The organism is Mucilaginibacter ximonensis (assembly GCF_042686265.1).
GTDB lineage: Bacteria > Bacteroidota > Bacteroidia > Sphingobacteriales > Sphingobacteriaceae > Mucilaginibacter > Mucilaginibacter ximonensis.
In genome coordinates this window covers 131007-151239 of record NZ_JBHUPD010000003.1, presented here as the reverse complement: position 1 = coordinate 151239, position 20233 = coordinate 131007, and the positions used below count along the sequence as shown (strand labels likewise).

At 42.8% G+C, this 20233-nt stretch carries 14 protein-coding genes; 5 read left to right on the top strand and 9 right to left on the bottom strand.

The window, feature by feature from the left end:
- Positions 1-81: 81 nt before the first annotated feature.
- Positions 82-3390, bottom strand: a complete 3309-nt coding sequence (gene secA / locus ACFS5N_RS14570) for a preprotein translocase subunit SecA (protein WP_377186983.1) — start codon at positions 3388-3390, stop codon at positions 82-84.
- A 121-nt stretch (positions 3391-3511) separates the two neighbouring features.
- Positions 3512-4300, bottom strand: coding sequence for a hypothetical protein (locus tag ACFS5N_RS14565; protein ID WP_377186980.1), 789 nt, complete (start codon positions 4298-4300; stop codon positions 3512-3514).
- 73 nt (positions 4301-4373) lie between these two features.
- On the opposite strand from ACFS5N_RS14565, the gene purD reads away from it, so the two are divergent.
- Positions 4374-5648 carry a phosphoribosylamine--glycine ligase gene (purD, locus tag ACFS5N_RS14560; protein ID WP_377186977.1) on the top strand — a complete coding sequence of 425 codons (1275 nt, stop codon included), beginning with the start codon at positions 4374-4376 and terminating at the stop codon, positions 5646-5648.
- A 477-nt stretch (positions 5649-6125) separates the two neighbouring features.
- Here purD and atpG read toward each other — a convergent pair whose 3' ends face one another.
- The 7 genes from atpG to ACFS5N_RS14525 all read right to left on the bottom strand — a co-directional run bounded on the left by atpG (position 6126) and on the right by ACFS5N_RS14525 (position 11936).
- A complete protein-coding gene (gene atpG, locus ACFS5N_RS14555) occupies positions 6126-7013 on the bottom strand; it encodes an ATP synthase F1 subunit gamma (protein ID WP_377186974.1) in 888 nt (295 codons plus the stop codon).
- A 115-nt stretch (positions 7014-7128) separates the two neighbouring features.
- Positions 7129-8706 (bottom strand): F0F1 ATP synthase subunit alpha, encoded by a 1578-nt coding sequence (atpA, locus tag ACFS5N_RS14550; RefSeq protein ID WP_377186971.1) that lies wholly within the window; start codon positions 8704-8706, stop codon positions 7129-7131.
- Between the two features lie 35 nt (positions 8707-8741).
- Positions 8742-9287, bottom strand: coding sequence for an ATP synthase F1 subunit delta (atpH, locus tag ACFS5N_RS14545; protein ID WP_377186968.1), 546 nt, complete (start codon positions 9285-9287; stop codon positions 8742-8744).
- Between the two features lie 116 nt (positions 9288-9403).
- On the bottom strand, positions 9404-9898 hold the full coding sequence (atpF, locus tag ACFS5N_RS14540; RefSeq protein WP_377186965.1) for a F0F1 ATP synthase subunit B: 495 nt from the start codon (positions 9896-9898) through the stop codon (positions 9404-9406).
- A 95-nt stretch (positions 9899-9993) separates the two neighbouring features.
- Complete coding sequence (gene atpE / locus ACFS5N_RS14535; RefSeq protein WP_144249961.1) at positions 9994-10203, bottom strand: ATP synthase F0 subunit C; 210 nt, start codon at positions 10201-10203, stop codon at positions 9994-9996.
- 46 nt (positions 10204-10249) lie between these two features.
- Entirely contained in the window at positions 10250-11290 is a 1041-nt protein-coding gene (gene atpB, locus ACFS5N_RS14530; protein ID WP_377186962.1) for a F0F1 ATP synthase subunit A, read from the bottom strand.
- 415 nt (positions 11291-11705) lie between these two features.
- Positions 11706-11936: an AtpZ/AtpI family protein gene (locus tag ACFS5N_RS14525; protein WP_377186958.1), complete on the bottom strand. Its 231-nt coding sequence runs from the start codon at positions 11934-11936 to the stop codon at positions 11706-11708.
- 65 nt (positions 11937-12001) lie between these two features.
- Between ACFS5N_RS14525 and porW the strand changes: the two genes are divergently transcribed.
- From porW to ACFS5N_RS14505, 4 genes are all read left to right on the top strand, one after another.
- Positions 12002-14944 carry a type IX secretion system periplasmic lipoprotein PorW/SprE gene (gene porW / locus ACFS5N_RS14520; protein WP_449289012.1) on the top strand — a complete coding sequence of 981 codons (2943 nt, stop codon included), beginning with the start codon at positions 12002-12004 and terminating at the stop codon, positions 14942-14944.
- A complete protein-coding gene (locus ACFS5N_RS14515; RefSeq protein ID WP_377186952.1) occupies positions 14944-17187 on the top strand; it encodes a penicillin-binding protein 1A in 2244 nt (747 codons plus the stop codon). Before porW ends, ACFS5N_RS14515 begins: the two co-directional genes overlap by 1 nt.
- 203 nt (positions 17188-17390) lie before the next feature.
- Positions 17391-19193: an excinuclease ABC subunit UvrC gene (gene uvrC, locus ACFS5N_RS14510; protein WP_377186949.1), complete on the top strand. Its 1803-nt coding sequence runs from the start codon at positions 17391-17393 to the stop codon at positions 19191-19193.
- 90 nt (positions 19194-19283) lie between these two features.
- Positions 19284-20231: a sugar phosphate isomerase/epimerase family protein gene (locus tag ACFS5N_RS14505; protein ID WP_377186946.1), complete on the top strand. Its 948-nt coding sequence runs from the start codon at positions 19284-19286 to the stop codon at positions 20229-20231.
- Positions 20232-20233: the final 2 nt, after the last annotated feature.

The following is a 20233-nucleotide window of genomic DNA, read 5'->3' as shown; positions in this document are numbered from 1 at the left end:
CTTGATTCGCCTGATTAAAGGATTTTAGGTTACCCTACATAATCTTGGTAATCCTTAAATCAAGTGGATCAAGGTCAGAATTTACGCCTGGCCTATGCCGTGGCAGCTTTTATATTTTTTACCGCTACCGCAAGGGCAAGGGTCATTTCTACCTATTTTTTGTTCTACCCGTACCGGCATTGGTTTTTGCACTTCGCGGGTATCTTCAAATTCCGGCAAACCGCTCCCATCGCCAACCAGTTCTGGTTTTGAAGTGCGCATTTGGCGCATATCAGTTTTTGGCTGAGGGCGTGCTTCCTGCACCTCACCGGCCGATTGTTGTACCGCAATACCACCTCTGAATAAGAAGCTTACGATATCCTTATTCACATTAGCCAGCATTGAGCGGAACAGGTTAAACGCCTCGAACTTATAAACCAACAGTGGGTCTTTTTGTTCGTACACCGCGTTTTGTACAGACTGTTTCAATTCGTCCATTTCGCGAAGATGCTCTTTCCAGGCGTCGTCAATCAAAGCAAGGGTAACGTTTTTCTCGAACGATTTAACTACTTCATGACCGTGTGTCTCAACTGCAGTTTTTAATGGAACGGCTACCTGCAAGCCCCTTACGCCATCGGTAAATGGCACTACGATGCTTTCAATCACATTACCCCGGGTAGTGTAAACATCATTAATAACCGGGTAAGCCTGCTGTGCAATAGCGTCCGATTTGCGTTTATAAAACTCAGTTACTTCGGCAAAAACCCTATCGGCTAACTGATGCACAGATGTGCCCGTGAATTCTTCCTGGCTAATTTCCAGGTCAACAGAGAACAAACGGATAACTTCCAGGCGGAAACCTTCAAAGTTGTTTTGCTCTTTATACTCGGTCACTACGTCTTCAACAACATCAAAAATGGTGTTATTCAGATCCACATCTAAACGCTCGCCAAACAGGGCATTTTTACGTTTTGAATAAACCACGGTACGTTGAGAGTTCATAACGTCGTCATACTCCAGCAAACGCTTACGGGTACCAAAGTTGTTTTCCTCAACTTTCTTTTGTGCGCGTTCAATAGAGCTTGAGATCATTGAGTGCTGAATTACTTCGCCTTCTTCAATACCCATACGCACCATCAGGTTTGATATACGTTCTGAGCCAAATAAACGCATCAGGTTATCTTCTAACGATACGAAGAACTGAGAAGAACCCGGGTCGCCCTGACGACCTGAACGGCCACGTAACTGTCTGTCGACACGGCGAGACTCGTGGCGCTCTGTACCGATGATAGCTAAACCTCCGGCTTCTTTAACGCCAGGGCCCAACTTAATATCCGTACCACGACCAGCCATGTTGGTAGCAATGGTTACGGTACCGGCCTTGCCTGCTTCGGCAACAATATCGGCTTCCTTTTGGTGTAATTTAGCATTTAATACCTGGTGTTTAATACCGCGTAGCTTAAGCATACGGCTCAGCAACTCAGATATCTCAACCGATGTTGTACCCACCAGCACCGGACGACCGGCCTGGGTTAGTTTAACAATCTCATCGGCAACAGCATTGTATTTTTCGCGGACGGTGCGATAAACCAGATCTTCCATGTCTTTACGACTGATTGACGTATTGGTTGGTATCTCAACAACATCCAATTTATATATTTCCCAGAACTCGCCTGCTTCGGTAACCGCAGTACCGGTCATACCGCAAAGCTTGTGGTACATTCTGAAATAATTTTGCAGGGTAATGGTTGCAAAAGTTTGCGAGGCATCTTCAACCTTCACATTTTCTTTAGCCTCAATAGCCTGGTGCAAACCGTCTGAATAACGGCGGCCATCCAATACACGGCCTGTCTGCTCGTCAACGATCTTTACTTTACCCTCGTCAACAATGTACTCGGTATCCTTCTCAAACAAAGTATAAGCTTTGAGCAATTGGTTTACAGAGTGGATACGTTCTGATTTGATCGAGAAATCGCGCATCAGCTCATCTTTTTTGGCGATCTTTTCCTCGTCAGACAAATCGGACTTCTCAATCTCAGCAATTTCAACACCTACGTCGGGCATTACAAAGAAGTTAGGATCTTCGCCCGATGAAGTGATCAGTTCAATGCCTTTCTCGGCCAACTCGACCGAGTTTTGTTTTTCGTCGATCACAAAATAAAGCTCTGCATCCACTTTGTGCATCTCTTTATTCTGATCCTGCATATAGTAATTTTCAGACTTTAACAAGGTTTGCTTGTTAGCGCCCTCGCTCAGGAACTTAATCAGTGCTTTATTTTTTGGCAAACCACGATAAGCCCGTAATAATGACATACCACCATCTTCAGGTCCGGTTTTGCCTTCGGCGATAGCTTTTTTAGCGTCGTTTAGCACATTGTTGATGTACGCTTTTTGCGCATTTACCAAGCGCTCAATACGTGGTTTCAACTCATAAAATTCATGTTCATCGCCACGTGGCACCGGGCCGGAAATAATCAAAGGCGTACGGGCATCATCAATCAATACCGAGTCAACCTCATCTACCATGGCATAGTGCAGCTTGCGTTGTACCAGCTCTTCAGGGCTACGTGTCATATTGTCACGCAGGTAGTCAAAACCAAACTCGTTATTAGTACCAAAAGTAATATCTGCTAAATAAGCTGCGCGACGTTCTTCGCCGTTTGGTTCGTGTTTGTCAATACAATCAACCGATAAGCCGTGGAACTCATAAAGCGGCCCCATCCACTCCGAGTCACGGCGTGCCAGGTAATCATTCACCGTTACAATGTGCACACCCTGACCAGCCAGCGCATTCAGGTAGGCAGGCAGCGTAGCTACCAGTGTTTTACCCTCACCTGTGGCCATCTCTGCTATTTTACCCTGGTGCAGCACAATACCACCAATTAGCTGTACATCGTAATGAACCATGTTCCAGGTAACCTCGTTGCCGGCAGCAACCCAGGTATTGGCGTGTATAGCTTTATCGCCTTTTATAACCACGTTACTTTTTTTGGCAGCCAGGTTACGGTCAAAATCCGTAGCAGTAACTTCTAAAGTTGCATTATTGGCAAACCTGCGGGCGGTTTCCTTTACCACGGCAAATGCCTCAGGCAGTATATTTAACAGGATAACTTCAAGCTCTTTGTCCCTGTCTTTCTGTAATTTATCTAAACGAGTATACAGCTCAACCTTTTCATGAACATCTATGTCAGCGTTCTCTGTCTGGCTTTTAATACCTTGTATCTCTTCATCTATTGATGCTAAACCATCTTTAATTATTTGCTTAAAAATGGCTGTTCTGGCTCTCAGCTCATCGTTGGTAATCTGGTCAAGCTTGGCATACTCGGCCTTTATTTTTTCAACGTAAGGCATTAACGCCTTAACATCGCGTTCTGATTTGCTTCCGAAAAGCTTACTTATAAAATTTAACATATTTAGTTTTATATAACGGCTCAAACTCAATAATTAAGCCATTGTATTTTTAAAGTCATTATGACAGGCAAAGGTACGTTTTTGAGGCGAAAGGGAGAAGGAGAAAAAGGTTAAAATGGGGTTATTTGTAATAGGTAATACGTCGCCTATATGTAATCTGATTATGGATGGTATCTCCATCCATAACCCTCGCGAAATCGACTGCTTGCAGCGTCCAGTTATGTTTTTTGTCGTAATTAGAATATTTGTAAGTATATATTCTCTGCGCTGTGGGAAGAACTTGTTTCGTTTCTACTTCGTCGCCATCACCATTATATTTGTAAGTTATTTTAGAGAAGGGAATTGAGCCATTATAATATTCGATTTTTCCAATCAAATGTCCCCTGCTATCATATTGGTAGTCGTAATTTCCATATTGCCGGTAAGGCTTACCATCGCGACTATAAGTACCACTTTGAATCATCTTCCCCGATTTATTGAACCGCATTTCGTAGATTTTGGTAGAATCGTAAGTTGACGTGCGTATGGCATATCCGTATGCGGATGGTAAATATTGGTAGGCTACCGGCTTCCCTCCATACCTTGCAGTTTTCGAAACCAGTTTTCCGGCTTTGTTATAGTTATAGAACATTTTTAGCGTATCGCGATTCTTTGTTCCAAAATCCGGATTGATCCAGTATCTATATAAATCAAACTTTATAAGCTGGCCGCTTTCGCTGTAAACATATAGATAGTTTTGAGAACCTTCGTAAGGATACTGATAGATCAAAACTGAATCGACTTTACCTCTGGGTTTAGCACCGTGAAAAACTTCGAAAGGGTTATCAAGCGCAGTTTGTGCGAATGAAGAAAGTCGCGCTGCAATCATCAGCAAAAAAAAGCACAGAATATATTTGACAATTTGGCTCATAGCGCTATTAGAGGTTTAGTATTATGAAGTTATTAAATATCATAACTACCACCAAATAATTATCTTTGCCGCCATGAATATCCTGATCCTCGGCTCGGGCGGAAGGGAAAGCGCCTTCGCCTGGAAAATAGCTCAAAGCCCCAAATGCGACAAATTGTTTATTGCTCCCGGTAACGCGGGTACCGGCCAGTACGGCACTAACGTTAACGTTGGCGTGAATGATTTTGAAGGCATTAAAGAATGCGTTTTAAGCAACGGTATTAACCTGGTGTTGGTAGGCCCGGAGGAACCGTTGGTAAGAGGCGTTCATGATTTTTTCCTGGCGGATGATGAGCTTAAAGGCATCCCGGTTATCGGTCCGCAGAAAGAAGGCGCTCAATTGGAAGGCAGCAAGGATTTTTCAAAACAGTTTATGTCTCGCCATAACATCCCGGCGGCGGCTTCGCAAACCTTTACTGCCGATACTTTACAGGAAGGCCTGGATTATTTGCCGACCATCGGTTTACCTATCGTGCTCAAAGCCGACGGACTGGCAGCCGGCAAAGGTGTATTGATATGCACCACGCTTGAAGAGGCCCAAAGAGAATTAAAAGAAATGCTGACCGAAGCCAAATTTGGCGCAGCGAGCGCTAAAGTCGTGATCGAACAGTTTCTATCGGGCATCGAACTATCGGTATTTGTTTTAACTGATGGTGACAGCTATAAAATTTTACCGTCGGCCAAAGATTATAAACGTATAGGCGAAGGCGATACCGGCTTAAACACTGGCGGCATGGGCTCGGTATCACCTGTTCCATTTGCTGACGAAGCTTTTATTAAAAAGGTTGAAGATCGCATCATCATCCCAACCATCAACGGCTTGAAACAGGAAGGCATCCCTTATAAGGGCTTTATCTTCATCGGCCTGATGAATTGCGGTGGCGACCCATACATGATTGAATACAACTGCCGCATGGGCGACCCGGAGACCGAAAGCGTACTCCCCCGCATTGAAGCCGACTTTGTCGACCTGTTATTAGGCGTGGCTAACGGCAACCTCAACGAAGTTGACTTTGCGGTATCTAACAAAGTTGCTGCGACCGTAGTTTGCGTGGCCGGTGGTTACCCGGGCGAGTATTTGAAAAACAAAGCCATCAGCGGTATTGAGAATGTACGTGGTTCGCACGTGTTCCAGGCTGGCACTACCCAAAGCGGCGACGAGGTTTTAGCAACAGGTGGCCGTGTGCTGATGGTCACTGCGCTACGCGATAATATGTTCGATGCCCTGCAGCAGGCTACCGCCGATGCCAGCCGTATATATTATGACGGTTGTTATTTTAGAAAAGATATTGGGTTTGATTTGATATAATGTCATGACCTTGATTTATAGGATTAAGAGATTACTTGATTTTGTTTATCGAGTAATTAAAAAAGCAAAAAGGCCTCACATTGTGACGCCTTTTTGCTTTTAATCACGGCAATCCTTAAATCCTATAAATCAAGGTCAAGATTAAGAGATTACTTGATTTTGTTTATCGAGTAATTTAAAAAAGCAAAAAGGCCTCACATTGTGCGGCCTTTTTGCTTTTAATCACGGCAATCCTTAAATCCTATAAATCAAGGTCAAGATTACTGCACCGGCAAGTGCTTTTTTCGGTTTTTATTGATACCGGGAATTTAGAAAAGTAACCCTTTGTAACGGGAATATTGATTTATGTGCAATTGCTTACCGCATAAGACGCGAAGCATCGCGTCTCTACAAAAGGGGAATAAATAAAAAAGGCCTACCAATGGTAAGCCTTTTGTTATAATCGGGGTAATCCTTAAATCCTAAAAATCAAGGTCCTTATTCTGCCGATAACGCTGCCGCACCGCTCACAATCTCGGTAAGCTCGGTGGTGATGGCTGCCTGGCGGGCCTGATTGTATGAAAGCTTCAGGGCTTTCAACAGGTCGCCTGCGTTTTCGGTTGCTTTATCCATGGCGGTCATACGTGCGCCGTGTTCTGAAGCTACTGAGTCTAAAACCGCACGATACAATTGTATCTTGATGTTTTTAGGGATCAGCTGCTCAACAATCTCTGCTTGAGATGGCTCCAGGATATAGTCAACCTGTTTAGCGTCTTTTTTCTCTTGCTCCTGCTCTGATTTTGGCACAGGCAATAACTGCTCGGTGATCAGGAATTGTACGGCAGCATTTCTGAAGTGGTTATAAACAACCTCAACACGGTCATACTTACCTTTCAGGAAACCTTCCATAATAGCTTCGGTAATAGCTGAAACGGTATTGAAGTTCAAATCGTTATAAACCTCGTTATTGTTACCAATAACATTGTATTTACGACGCTCATAAAACTCCTGCGCTTTTTTACCAATAGCAATGATAGAAACATTACCGGCTTTAAACTGCTCGCTGTATTTCTCTGCAATCAGGTTGTTAGCGGTTTTAATAACGTTAGAGTTAAAAGCACCGGCCAAACCACGGTTTGAGGTAACAGCTACCACCAATACACGCACCGGCTCCCGCTGCTCTAAAAACGGTGATGAACCATCCTCTAAACTTGAAGATAAGTTTGACAGCAACTCTTTCAGCTTGTTAGCATATGGGCGCAACTCAACAATAGCATTGGTAGCACGTTTCAACTTTGCAGCCGAAACCATTTTCATTGCCTTGGTGATTTGCTGAGTTGAGTTAACCGAGCTTATCCTGTTTCTTACTTCTTTTAAATTAGCCATTTATTGAATGTGCAAATTTGCTTATGTGCAGATGTGCAAATGAATTTGCTTGTATTTATTTCAAATGTGCGGCTATGCAATCATCTGCATATTTGCATATCCGCACATTCGCACATTAATTATAATTCGCTGCAACTTCTTTAGCAACGGTTTCTAACACGCTGGTTAAAGAGTCGTCAAATTTACCGGCTTTCAAACCTGCCAATACCTCAGGGTGACGCAACTCTAATTGAGTAGTATACTCAGCTTCGAAATCGCGAACTCTGTTTACGGGTACACTACGCATTAAGTTTTTAGTACCCAGGTAAATAATAGCTACTTGTTTTTCAACCGATACTGGTGAGTACTGACCTTGTTTCAATACTTCCACGTTACGTGCACCTTTGTCCAGTACGTTTTTAGTTGAAGCGTCCAAATCTGAACCGAATTTAGAGAAAGCCTCTAACTCGCGGTATTGAGCTTGATCAAGTTTCAAGGTACCGGCAACTTTCTTCATTGATTTGATCTGTGCGTTACCACCTACACGAGATACCGAGATACCCACGTTAATAGCCGGACGAACACCTGCGTTGAACAGGTTTGACTCTAAGAAGATCTGACCGTCAGTAATGGAAATTACGTTGGTTGGGATGTATGCTGATACGTCACCTGCCTGAGTTTCAATGATCGGAAGCGCGGTTAATGAACCACCACCTTTAACGATGTGTTTGATTGACTCAGGCAAATCGTTCATTGACTGAGCGATAGCGTCGTTCGAGTTGATTTTAGCAGCACGCTCTAATAAACGGCTGTGCAGATAGAATACGTCACCAGGGTAAGCCTCACGGCCCGGTGGACGACGTAATAACAATGATACCTCACGGTAAGCTACCGCTTGTTTCGACAAGTCGTCATAAACGATCAAAGCAGGACGGCCTGTATCGCGGAAATACTCGCCGATAGCTGCACCAGCAAATGGCGCGAAGAACTGCATGGTAGCAGAGTCTGACGCGTTAGCAGCTACGATGATAGAATAAGGCATAGCGCCTTTTTCTTCCAATACTCTTACAATGTTAGCTACGGTCGAAGCTTTTTGACCGCAGGCAACGTATACACAGATTACCGGCTTGCCGGCATCATAAAATTCTTTTTGGTTGATGATGGTATCGATACAAACCGCAGTTTTACCAGTTTGACGGTCGCCGATTACCAACTCACGCTGACCACGACCGATAGGGATCATGGCATCGATAGCTTTGATACCGGTTTGAAGCGGCTCAGTTACCGGCTGACGGTAAATAACACCAGGAGCTTTACGCTCAATAGGCATTTCGTAAGTTTCGCCAGCTATGGGGCCTTTACCATCAATTGGATTACCCAGGGTGTCAACAACACGGCCCAGCATACCTTCACCTACTCTGATAGAGGCAATTTTGTTGGTACGTTTTACAGTATCACCTTCTTTAATTTCGTCAGACTGGCCCAATAATACAACACCCACATTATCTTCTTCCAAGTTCAACACGATGCCCTGTAAGCCGTTGTCAAACTCAACCAACTCGCCTGATTGTACTTTTGTTAAACCGTAGACGCGTGCAATACCATCACCCACCTGGAGTACAGTACCCACTTCTTCTAATTCAGATTCTGACTTGAAACCGGCCAACTGCTGACGCAAAATGGCTGATACTTCGTCTGGTCTTACCTCTACCATAGTTTTATTTAAATTTTGAGATTTTTACGTAATTATTAAACGATGCCTTTAGCAAAGTTCTTTTTCAATTTCCTTAAGTTATTTGCAATACTGGTGTCAATCTGTCTGTCGCCTACGGTTAAAACAAAACCACCAATCAATGACGCATCAACTTTTGCTTCCAGTGTTACCTCGCCGCCAACAGCAGCTTTTACTTCGGCTAAAATTTGAGCTTTGTTTGCTTCTGAAAGCGGAGTAGCAGAAACTACGGTAGCCTGGGTAATGTGTTTCAATACATCGTACTGGTTAACAAACTCATGCGCTGTAGCAAACAAAACGTTGCCACGGCCTTTGTTAATCATCAGCTTAAAAAACTCCAGCGTAAGCTTGTTCATTTTGCCCTCAAACAAAGCTGTAAGGATACCAAGTTTTTTCTGGTGCGATATGATAGGATTACTTAAAACCGCTGCTAACTGCGCGTTTGCTTTCAAGGTTTTCAGAAGATCAACCACATCATTACTTACAACCTCAAGAGAATTTTGCTCTTGAGCCAGGTCTATAATTGATTTGGCGTATCTGGATGCTACCGTTAATTCTGACATATTTTTGATTTCGGAATTTGGATTTACGATTTCGGATTTACCGCTATCGTCAATTCAAATTCAATTGTGTAACTATCTAATTTCTTATTCCGAAATCGCAATTCCGAAATCCGAAATTACAATTTCACTTCTTTTAAAAGCTGGCTAACCAACTCGTCTTGTTTAGCGCTATCTGCTAGCTGTTGTTTCAAAACTTTCTCAGCAATCTCTAATGACAAAGAGGCTACCTGATTTTTAACATCGGCCATAGCTATAGCTTTTTGATTGTTGATCTCAACGCGGGCCAATTCAATCTGGCGTGCACCTTCAGCGTGAGCAGCTTCTTTAGCTTCAGCAACAATCTGATCTTTCAGTTTTTTAGCTTCGCTTAAAATCACATCGCGTTCAGCCCGGGCTTGTTTTAATAGAGCTTCGTTTTCGTTGGTTAAACGAGACATTTCATCTTTAGCAGCCTCAGCTTTAAGCAATGCATCTTCAATATTGCGCTCTCTTTCATAGATCGCAGTCATGATAGGTTTCCAGGCAAATTTGGCCAATAAGAAAAACAATACCGCGAACGATACGGTGGTCCAAAATACCAGGCCCCAATCCGGAGTTACTAATGAATTCATTTATTTATATCTATATAATACTTGTGAAAATTCAATTTAAATAACCGTACCTGCTGCCAACCGCTGCAAGTACGGTTAAATGTTTTGCCTCAGGCTTATTTCAAGCCTAAGAATGATACTACCACAGCGAAAAGCGCAACACCCTCAACAAGAGCAGCAGCGATAATCATTGCAGTTTGGATTTTTGCAGCAGCTTCTGGCTGACGAGCGATACCTTCAACGGCTTTACCACCGATTTGACCGATACCAATACCAGCACCGATTACTGCGAAACCTGCACCTAATGCAGCGATACTTCCAATCATTGTTTTAAATTTAAAAGTTAATATATGTATTATAGTTATTTACTAATTAGTGGTGAGCCTCTTCAATTGCAGTACCGATAAATAACGCGGTAAGCAAGGTAAAGATGAACGCCTGCAAAGCTGCAACCAATAGCTCCAGCACATCCATAAATACTACGAATGCTACCGAAACCGGTGCAATAGCCATTGATTTGAATACGAAGATCAACGAGATCAAGCTCAATACAATGATGTGACCTGCAGTGATGTTGGCAAACAAACGAATCATCAATGCAAATGGCTTAGATATGATACCAACCAACTCAATAACCCACCATAAAGGCCATATCCAAACCGGCACATCGGCAGGTACAAATACGTGAGCCCAGTAATGTTTGTTACCGTTAAGGTTAACCATAAACAAAGTAAGCACTGACAATACCAACGTTACCGCAATGTTACCGGTTAAGTTAGAGCCGCCTGGAAAGAAAGGAACCAAACCGATAAGGTTATTGATCCAGATAAAAAAGAATATAGTTAGCAATACCGGCATAAAGCGCTGGTATTTGTAACCGATATTTGGGCGGGCAATATCGTCACGCACAAAAAGAATAATAGGCTCCATAAAAGACTGTAAGCCTTTTGGCGCTTTACCATCGCGTTTTTTATAGGCCGATGCTACCGACAAGAAAATAATAAGTAATAATAGAATAGACATCCACATACTCACTACGTTCTTGGTGATTGAAAAATCAGTTAATGAGCCTGTTCCGTCAACAATATTAATTTTATTATCAACTAAACTATAGGTATGATATTTTCCGGTATAATTAGCTTTACCGTGTTCAAAATGTTCAGATGAGAAAACTTCCAGACCTTTATCAGTATATAAAATAACCGGCAGCGGGAATGAAACTTCGCCACCGATGTGGAAGTAGTGAGAATCGGCAATGTGCTCTAAAATTACTTCGCTTGGCTCAAATTTCTTTTCAGTGCCATTTTCAGTTTCGTGGGTAGGTTTATCCTGGGCAATTGCCGGTGTTAAAAACGCCGTCAGCGTTAAAAAAACGCATAAAATCTGTAAACCTCTAAAAATTTTTGATTTCAAAATTGAGCTTTTATACATCTAAATAAAGTTTTTTACTTTAAATTTTGGTTGCGCAAGTTACGCAACAAAACATAAACTTCAAAGCCTGTATTTAAGAAATATAAATAGAAAAAATCAGCCATAAAAATGGGTCGGTTAACCTTGTGTTTCAGAAAAAAAACCAGTACAAAAACAAGGCATGCCAGTAGCTTGATAACAGTTGCGGCCATGAAGGCCTGAGTACCCAATTCGGGGCTTACTTTTTGCGCGGTAAGAATGCCGGTGATGGCTAAAAGGGTTAACCCGCCTACAAACGAAAAAAGTATCCAGAACTGTGGAATAATTAAACTTTTATCGCCAAAATACATTAAACATATGGGCGCTAGGGCCAATAATAAGCTAAATATAACAAATGGGAATATTTTAACGGCTAGTTTCAATTTTTGATAGATCTGATAACGATAAATAATGCAATGAATACACCAACCAACGCCAGTGTGGCAGTAACCCATTTGGTATCGTGCCCGGCGCTTTGATCAATTTTATAACCGGCAAAAGTAAATAAGCCAATTATAACCAGCATCTGGAAAGCCATACCCATAAACCTGGCGTAATTAGTTACCGTATTCTTGTTGCCGGCGCCGTTATCTTGTTCAGTTTTTGCCATCCGCAAATTTATAAATCATACATCATAATGTTTACTAAATTAGCAATGCTTTTATAATTCTAATTTTGAACTCAGGGCGCTTCCAAATATATAGTATAAATAAGTCATTTAACTTTTTAGCGGGACTTTCTATTTTGTTCCTGGCAGCTTGTTCTTTCGAAAAAGAGACAGGCTTTAACCGTTTTATGCAAAATGTTACCGCAGCGTATAATATATTATATAATGCTGACGAGATTCTGCGCCAGAAACAAGAAACCTACGCAAACAGTTATATAGATCAGTATTCCAACATCCTGAGTGTTTACCGGGATACTTTGGCCCATAACAGCGGAGACGATAAAGACCTGGATGCTGTGATTTTTCGGGCCAATACTATTATTAACGAGAAAGAGCAAAGCAAATTTGTGGGTACCGCTTACCTGGTTATGGGTAAAGCTAACTACCTAAAGGGAAAATATTTTGACGCGGTTGAGTTATTCAGTTATGTGATACGGTCTTATCCGGCTAATATTAAGTTGACCCAGGAGGCATATGCCTGGAAAATCAGATCACTGCTGTATTTAAATAATAATAAAGAGGCAAAGGGAGCGCTGGACTCAGCCTTTCAGGATTTGGACCCCAAAAAGCCAAAGCAACACTTGCCTGCCGCGATTTATGCTGCCGCATTACAATACAACATCAACACACAAAACTACGCCGACGCTGAAGTTGCCGCCAAAAATGCCATTGCCTATACAGGAAGCACCGACGAACGCTTGCGCTGGACTTTTATACTAGGCCAGTTACAGGAACTGAATCGTGAAAATGACGAGGCTCTGAAAAGCTATAATAGCATTGTTAAAAGTAATGCTTCGTTTGAGATGGCATTCAATGCCCAGCTCAACAGAATCCGCCTGCAGGAAATGCGTAATGGGATTAAGGTTAATCGCGTTGATTTGCTATTGAGTTTGCTGAGGGATCAAAACAACATAGATTTTAATGATCAGATCTATTTCCAGGTAGCTGAAATCTACGCGGCTAACAAAGACATTTCCAGCGCACTGAAATATTACCGCCTGTCTGCCCGCAGCAGCCTGAAAAATCAAAACCAAAAAGGATTAGCCTATATGCGTATCGCGGATATAGACTTTAACCAAAAAGCCGATTATGTGGGCGCCAAAAAATACTACGACAGCACGCTTATCAACCTTTCGCCAAATTACCCGGATTATAAAAGCATCCAAAAGAAAAGTAATAACCTGCAGTTATTAGTTAACAAATTACAAATTATAGCTCGCGAAGATACCCTGCAAAGCCTGGCCAGACTAAATGATGCCGACCGGGCGAAGGCAATCGACTCATTAGTAAATGAACATATATTGCAAGAAAGAACTGCCACGGCGGCCACTTATACCGGTGGCCCTGGACAGAGCCTGGCAAATAACCCGTTTGCAAAAACGCCGGCTCAACCAACAGGGCAAGCCGCAACCGGCAGCAGTTTCTATTTCTACAATGCCGCAGCCGTGAGCCAGGGATACAATGACTTTAAACGTAGATGGGGCGACCGCAAACTTACCGACAACTGGCGCCACGCCAGTAAAAACGATGCCAGCACCAGCTTAGCCGGTAACCCAACCGTTGCACAACAGCCCTCAAGCGGCTTGTTTGACCCGGATGCTACTGTCGCTGATATTCGCAAAAGCGCCAGTCAGGCATCTGCCGGAAATTATCGTCAGCAGTTATTACAAAACTTACCCGTTACGCCTGCCTTGCTGGCACAATCAAACGCCCGGATTTATAATGCATACCTTGATATGGCTAATTTTTATCGGGATGTATTAGAAGAGAAAAAAGACGCTATCGCCAATTATGAGCTTTTGTTAAACAAGTTCCCGAACCAACCTGACAAGGCCCCGATTTATTATTCCCTGTATCGTTTGTACAGCAACATCGATCCGCAAAAATCTGCCGACTACAAAAATCGCATCCTCAAAGAATATGGGGAGACTGTTTATGCCAAGGTTATCATAGACCCTGACTACGCTAAAAAACTGGGCGATAAAGACGCACAACTTAATGAAGCTTATAACCAGGTATACAACCTTTACAGTCGCAAAAACTTTGCACAGGTAATTATTAGTGCCGATAGCTTGTTGAAACAATATCCGGGCAATAAATACGCTGCACAGATTTATTACCTGCGAACCATAGCGTCAGGCCACCTTGAAAAAGTAGCATCTTTCCGTGACGAGCTTCAGCAGATCGCGATAGCATATCCAGGCGACCCACTGATTACCCCATTGGTGAAACAGCACTTAATTTATGTAGATGCCAACCTGCCTGAGCTTACAGCACAACCATTTGCCATCATGGGCACAGACACAACGATGTTTAGTCCGCCTGTTGAAAACCACGAAGACGCAGCACTAAACCGCAACCGCCAGTTTGTAGCGGTGACAGAAAAACCCGTTGAACCAGCAGCTATAACTACAAAAGCAGACACACCAACAGCAATTAAAACACCTCTGGCAGCAGTTGGCAATACGACAATTAAAAAGGCTGACACTGCTTTCACGGCTAAAGCACCCGTTACCAAACCCACAGACACCACTAGCAGCAGACAAGTATCGATATCGCAGCCCTCCAGAAAAATACCACACGTGTTTAATGAGCGCGACAGCACCAATTATTTTTTTGTGGTGGATGTCAGCACCGGCACAACAGATCTGTCGTCGTCGCGTTTTGGTATTGGACAGTATAATCGTATTAACTTTCAGTTTAGTAATATTGTGCACCGGCTAAAAAATGCCGGTCCTGATAACCAACTAATTTATGTTGGGCCATTCAGAGGCTTTGATGCGGCAAAAACTTACGCACGTGGTATTATTCCACTTATGGCTCAAATTATGAAGGTACCAGCCGATAAATACAGTTTTTTTATCGCCACTAAACAAAATCTGGATAAATTAGCGGACAAAAAAATGTTGGATGATTATATTGAATATTATCAACAAACCCTTTTAAAATAATGATTGAAAAGCTATCGCCCCAGGATATAAGAAGATACAATTGGTACATCTGGAGATTTTTTATTGGTTGTTTTGTGATGGTGGTAATTATGCTGGGACTTACCGCCTTAGGCGTATTTGGTACACTACCGTCCCTGCGCGACCTGGAAAATCCCAAAAGCGACCAGGCGTCAGAAATTATTTCGTCTGATAAACGAATATTGGGCAAATATTATTTCAAAAACCGCTCAAGCGTAACCTATCGCGAAATATCCCCTAATGTTATCAACGCTTTGGTGGCAAAGGAAGACAATCACTTTTACAGCCATTCAGGTATTGATTTCTGGCGTACGTTTTCTATCATACCTTATAACCTGCTTAATAAAAAACAGGGGGCCAGTACCATTACACAGCAATTAGCTAAGAATTTGTTTTCGAGCGAACAGCCTGCACATAATGCGATTAAGCGTATCATTCAAAAACTACGCGAACTGATTGTGGCCGTTCGTATTGAGAAACATTATACCAAGCAGGAAATAATTACCATGTATTTGAATACGGTCGATTTTGGCTCAAACACTTTTGGTATAGCCTCGGCCGCGCAAACTTACTTTAACACCACGCCGGCAAACTTAACTGCCGACCAGGCAGCGGTGTTGATCCAGATGCTGACATCAACCACCAGAAACTCGCCGGTAAGGCATCCGGAGCGTGCTATGGCCAACCGCAACTTTGTTTTAAAACGTATGGCTGACGAAGGATATATTAGCGAGGGGCAGGCCAACGAGTTAAAAGCCAAACCATTGGGATTGGATTACCATCAAACCAACCATGTGGATGGCTTGGCACCCTATTTCAGGGCGGTATTAAAAGATGACGTGAAAAAGATTTTGTCGACGATTACCAAACCTGACGGTACGCCTTACGATATTGACCGTGACGGTTTAAAAATATATACCACCATTAATTACAGCATGCAGCAGTATGCCGAGGAGGCACAACGCGAATACATGCGCGACCTGCAGGTTCAATTTAATAGTCAGTGGAAAGGTGTTAAACTCTCGGAGAAAATCAAAAATTATAAACTGCTGATTGACCAGGGCATGCATCAGTCTGACAGGTACCGTGAATTAAAATCTGAAGGTATGTCAGAAGAAGATATCATTCATAACTTCTATACGCCTGACACCCTAAATATGTTTACCTGGCGGGGAGACACGGATATGGTGATGAAACCAATCGACTCCATTGTGTACTGCAAAATGCTGCTGCGTAACGCCATGATGAGTATGGACCCAACCACCGGCTACGTAAAAGCCTGGGTGGGCGGTATTGATTTTGCACATTTTAAGTATGACCAGGTAAAACAAGGTGCGCGGCAGGTAGGTTCGACAGCTAAACCGTTTACCTATGCGGTAGCTATTGAAAATGGTTATTCACCATGTTACCAGGTTGACAACGTACCAATTACCATTAAAAGTCCGGGCGCGCCCGACTGGACCCCGGGTTCATCGCCGTTGGAAACCGTCCCCGGGATGATTACTTTACGTACAGCTTTGGCGCATTCTCAAAACTGGGTGACTGCCTATATGATGAATGAGGTTGGCCCTACGCCGGTAATGGAACTGATCAAAAAAATGGGGATTCACAATGATGTGCCCCCATATCCAAGTATTTGCTTGGGCGTATTTGATGCTACAGTAATGGACATGACCGGGGCTTATTCTGTGTTTGCAAATCACGGCATATGGACAGAGCCAACCTATCTTTTACGTATTGAAGACAAAAATGGAAACGAAATATATAATTATACACCCAAGGTAAAACTGGTAATGAACGACCAAAATGCCTATGTAATGGTTGATATGCTGAAAAGCGTGGTTGACATGTCGGGCGCCACAGGTAACCGTTTAAGATGGAAATATCATTTCACTAACCCCATTGCCGGTAAAACAGGCACTACGCAGGACAACTCGGATGGTTGGTTTATAGGCATGACGCCTAAACTGGTAACAGGCGTTTGGACCGGCTGCGAAAACCGCGACTTTCATTTCCGCACCACACGTATGGGCGAAGGCTCAAATTCGGCGCTACCAATTTTTGCGTTGTATCTGAAAAAGGTTTATGCTGATGAATCATTGGGCATTAAAAAGAATTTAGATTTTGATTTACCAAAGGGCGGCTTAAATACCGTGCTTGATTGCGATTTATACAATCAGCAGCAAAAGGGAACTAACGACGTCGATAAGAAACTAAGTTTCTGACAGACTACATTCTCCGACAAATCATTGCAACGGAGGGAATTAATAACAAGTTTGTCATTTCGGACATAGTGAGAAATCTATACAAAGCTATGAATAGCAAGTGTATAGATTTCTCCCGTTGGTCGAAATGACATGGCTCATAAGGTCTGGACTCGCAAGACCACGGCTTCAAGCCCTATGAACCATTGAGAACCAATTAACTAATGACAAAATTTGATTATCGTGCGGCACTGAAAAATATCCCTCATAAACCCGGTGTTTACCAATACTGGGATGAGGCGAATGAGCTTATTTATATAGGCAAGGCTAAAGATCTGCGCAATAGGGTAAGTTCATATTTTGTTAAAGACCTGAATGTGAACGCCAAGACGCGCGTCTTGGTTTCCAAGATACGCAACATCACTTTCACTATTGTTGACACCGAAGTCGATGCCTGGCTGCTCGAAAACAGCATGATCAAAAAGCATCAGCCCCGTTATAATGTGATGCTCAAAGATGATAAGACCTACCCATGGATCATCATCAAAAATGAAAATTATCCCCGCATATTCTGGACGCGCCGTATTATAAAAGACGGCTCGAAATACCTCGGGCCATATGCCTCGGTAAGCATGATGCACGCTATATTAGGACTGATTAAAGAGACCTATCCGTTACGCACCTGCAACCTGGCGTTAACCCGTCAAAATATTGAGGCAGGTAAGTTTAAAGTTTGCCTGGAGTATCAACTGGGTAATTGCAAAGGGCCTTGCCAGGACTTTCAAACAGAGGAGGATTACGAATCAAATATCGAAGAGATCAAAGACATTTTGAATGGTAAAATCGGTTCGGTTTTACGTAAGATGAAAGTTGAGATGGATAATGCAGTTTCAAACATGAACTTTGAATTGGCCCACCGTTTAAAGCGCAAATTTGATTTGCTGGAGAATTATCAGAGTAAATCGACGGTAGTTAACTCGTCGATCACTGATGTGGATGTGTTTAGCATAGCCTCTGAAGAAAAAATGGCGTTTGTAAACTTTTTGAAAGTTATGAACGGCACCATCATCCAGACCCAAACCATCGAAATTAAAAAGAAACTGGACGAGAGCGATGAAGAGTTACTTACGCTGGCCATAATGGAATTCAGAAGCCGGTATAACAGCACCTCTAAAGAAGTGATAGTACCGTTCAAGCCTGATTTGGATGATGCAGATATCAAATTCACCATCCCCAAGTTAGGCGAGAAACGTAAACTGCTGGATCTATCACAAAAAAATGTGCAGTTCTTTAAAAAAGAGCGTATAGACCAATACGAAAAGCTGAATCCCGAAGTGCGCACAGAGCGTTTGTTAACGCAGATGATGAAAGATTTGCGCCTGAACCAGCTACCCCGCCATATTGAGTGTTTTGACAACTCTAACTTCCAGGGTAAATATCCCGTCTCGGCTATTGTGGTTTTCAAGGACGGCAAACCGTCAAAAAAGGATTACCGTCACTTTAATGTGAAAACCGTTGAAGGCCCTAACGATTTTGCCACCATGGAAGAAGCGGTATTTCGCCGTTATCGGAGGGTGCTGGATGAGGATACTGGCTTGCCGCAGTTGATTTTGATTGATGGTGGCAAAGGTCAGCTGTCATCAGCAATGAAGAGCTTGAAACTGTTGGGTATCGATAAACAAGTTACCGTTATCGGTATAGCTAAACGGCTGGAAGAATTATATTATCCGGGAGATCAATATCCGCTGTATCTCGATAAAAAATCTGAAACCCTGAAAGTGATCCAGCATCTGCGCGACGAGGCTCACCGTTTTGGCATCACCTTTCACCGAAAAAAGCGCGACAAAGGTACCCTGGCAACAGAATTGGAACTTATTGAAGGCATTGGTAAGACTACCGCAGAAAAGTTGCTCAAATATTTCAAGTCGGTTAAAAAGATCCGTGAGGCCAATGAGGAAATGCTTTTGGAAGTAGTAAACTTGAAACAAGCCAAAGCCATTCTGGCCTATTTTAACGGTACTAACTAAATTGTTACGGTCTTTTACAGTCGGTAATAGCCTGTGTTTCTAATTTTTTGCTACCTTACCGCAACCTTTTATAACACACAATCTTAAAGTATGGAAACTAAACACCTGTCCCGTCGCGGGTTTATTGGAAGCGGTGCATTAGCTGCTGCCGGAATGCTGTTTTTGCCTAAAACTAATTTTGCAAGATCTTTTCTGAGTACGGATAAACCAAATTCAGTGGTTGGAGGGGTGTTAATTGGGGTTACTACCTACTCTTACGGCCACATGAAAAATGTTACTGCCGAAGACATGTTACAATACTGCCTGCAGGATAACATCAGTGGTGTTGAGTTGCGTGGCGATGCTACCGAACTATCGGCGGGTGCTCCTAAAAAAGCTCCGGGACAATCTGGCGCCGATTTTAATAAAGCCATGGCCGACTGGCGTGCCAGTGTACCAATGGATAAATTTAAGGAAATAGGCAAAATGTATAAAGACGCCGGAGTTACCATTTACGCCTATAAACCGGTAGTATTTGGACCAAATAATACAGATGAAGAAATTAACTACGCCTTTAACGCCGCCAAAGCATTAGGGGCCAATCATTGCAATTGCGAAATGCCCGAACATAATGACGCACTTACCCAAAAAATTGGCGACATAGCCGCTAAACATAAAATGCGTATAGGTTATCACGCCCATACCCAGGCTACGCCAACTTTATGGGACACTGCTATGTCGCAGTCCCCGTACAATTGCATTAACCTGGACATTGGGCATTACGTGGCGGGTAATAACACCGATGTTTTAGCTTTTATTGAAAAGCATCATGACCGTATTACTAGCATGCATATTAAGGATCGTAAAGTTAATAACGGCCCAAATACTACATTTGGGCAAGGCGATACCCCTATAAAAGATGTGTTATTGCTAATGAAACGAAAAAAATACAAGTTCCCGGCTACCATTGAGCTGGAATATAAGGTACCTGCGGACTCCACCGACGTTAAAGAGGTAGCTAAATGCCGCGAATATATGGCCGCTATTTTGAGCGCATAAAA

Coding starts and splice junctions, on each gene's coding strand:
- secA (WP_377186983.1), bottom strand. CDS start 3,390: ATGTTAAATTTTATAAGTAAGCTTTTCGGAAGCAAATCAGAACGCGAT.
- ACFS5N_RS14565 (WP_377186980.1), bottom strand. CDS start 4,300: ATGAGCCAAATTGTCAAATATATTCTGTGCTTTTTTTTGCTGATGATT.
- purD (WP_377186977.1), top strand. CDS start 4,374: ATGAATATCCTGATCCTCGGCTCGGGCGGAAGGGAAAGCGCCTTCGCC.
- atpG (WP_377186974.1), bottom strand. CDS start 7,013: ATGGCTAATTTAAAAGAAGTAAGAAACAGGATAAGCTCGGTTAACTCA.
- atpA (WP_377186971.1), bottom strand. CDS start 8,706: ATGGTAGAGGTAAGACCAGACGAAGTATCAGCCATTTTGCGTCAGCAG.
- atpH (WP_377186968.1), bottom strand. CDS start 9,287: ATGTCAGAATTAACGGTAGCATCCAGATACGCCAAATCAATTATAGAC.
- atpF (WP_377186965.1), bottom strand. CDS start 9,898: ATGAATTCATTAGTAACTCCGGATTGGGGCCTGGTATTTTGGACCACC.
- atpE (WP_144249961.1), bottom strand. CDS start 10,203: ATGATTGGAAGTATCGCTGCATTAGGTGCAGGTTTCGCAGTAATCGGT.
- ACFS5N_RS14525 (WP_377186958.1), bottom strand. CDS start 11,936: ATGGCAAAAACTGAACAAGATAACGGCGCCGGCAACAAGAATACGGTA.
- ACFS5N_RS14515 (WP_377186952.1), top strand. CDS start 14,944: ATGATTGAAAAGCTATCGCCCCAGGATATAAGAAGATACAATTGGTAC.
- uvrC (WP_377186949.1), top strand. CDS start 17,391: ATGACAAAATTTGATTATCGTGCGGCACTGAAAAATATCCCTCATAAA.
- ACFS5N_RS14505 (WP_377186946.1), top strand. CDS start 19,284: ATGGAAACTAAACACCTGTCCCGTCGCGGGTTTATTGGAAGCGGTGCA.